Source organism: Nonomuraea sp. 3N208 (genome assembly GCF_052245935.1).
Taxonomy (GTDB): domain Bacteria; phylum Actinomycetota; class Actinomycetes; order Streptosporangiales; family Streptosporangiaceae; genus Nonomuraea.
The window spans coordinates 1-1284 of sequence record NZ_JBQQBR010000156.1 but is presented as its reverse complement, the minus strand read 5'-3'; the positions used below and the strand labels follow the sequence as shown (position 1 = coordinate 1284).

Annotated in this window: 1 protein-coding gene; it reads left to right on the top strand. The window is 70.0% G+C overall.

Going from position 1 to position 1284, the window contains the following annotated elements:
* Positions 1-1151, top strand: a 1151-nt coding sequence (locus ACTWPT_RS59980) for an IS701 family transposase (RefSeq protein ID WP_443186475.1), incomplete at its 5' end; no start/stop codon positions are given.
* Positions 1152-1284 lie beyond the last annotated feature (133 nt).

The window sequence follows — 1284 nt, the reverse complement described above, 5'->3', positions numbered from 1 at the left end:
CCTGGCTGGCAGGGTTTGATGAGCTGTTCGCGCGGGTGGCGGGACGGTTCGGGCGGGTGGAGCCGCGCAGGCGGGCGCGGGGGTATCTGCTGGGGTTGCTGGCGCCGGTGGAGCGCAAGAACAGCTGGCAGCTGGCCGAGGCCGCCGGTGATGACGGGCCAGAGGGCATGCAGCGGCTGCTGAACTTCTACACCTGGGATGCCGGCGCCGTCCGCGATGACCTGCGCGCTTACGTGGTGGAGCATCTCGGCGGGCCCGATGGCGTGCTGGTGGTGGACGAGACCGGCTTCCTGAAGAAGGGCGATCAGTCGGCCGGTGTGCAGCGCCAGTACTCCGGCACGGCCGGACGGGTGGAGAACTGCCAGCTCGGGGTGTTCCTGGCGTACGCCACGGCGCGCGGGCGGGCACTGATCGACCGGGAGTTGTATCTGCCCAAGTCCTGGACCTCCGATGCTGATCGGTGCGCACGCGCCGGCATCCCGGCGACGGTGGAGTTCGCCACCAAGCCGGCCCTGGCCCGGGTGATGCTGGCGCGCGCGTTCGCGGCCGGGGTGCCTGCCCGGTGGGTGACGGCCGATGAGGCCTACGGCCAGGACTCGAAGTTCCGCCGGATGGTCGAGCAGCACGGCCTCGGCTATGTGGTCGCGGTGCCGCGTAACCAGTCGGTGGGGCTCGGGCTGGGCGGCAACGTGCGGGCCGACAGCCTCCTGGCCGACATCCCCGAGCAGGCGTGGAAGCGTATCTCGGCCGGCGACGGCGCCAAGGGGCCACGGTTGTATGACTGGGCGGCCGGGACGCTGCATTGGGAGGCCGAGCCGGGCTTTGCCCGCTGGATCCTGATCCGCCGCAGTATCACCGACCCTGATGAGGTGGCCTTCTACCTGTGCTACGGGCCGGTCGGCACGCCCGTTGAGGAACTGGTCCGCATCGCCGGAGCCCGCTGGGCGATCGAGGAGTGCTTCGCCTCGGCCAAGAACGAGACCGGCCTGGACCACTACCAGGTACGCCGCTACCAGGCCTGGTACCGCCACATCACCTTGGCCATGCTCGCCCACGCCTACCTCGCGGCCACCGCGGCGCGCGCCCCAAAAGCCCAAGCGGCCTGGTCCGCCTCACACCCGCCGAAATCCGTCGTCTCCTGGCACACCTGATCTACCTCACCGCCCGCCCCCTCGCCCACGCCCTGGCCTGGTCCCAGCGCCGGCGCGCCTCCCAAACCAGAGCCCGCAGCAGTCACTACTGGCGACGCTGGCTCCAACACAACGAAATGCTGTTGTAATACTA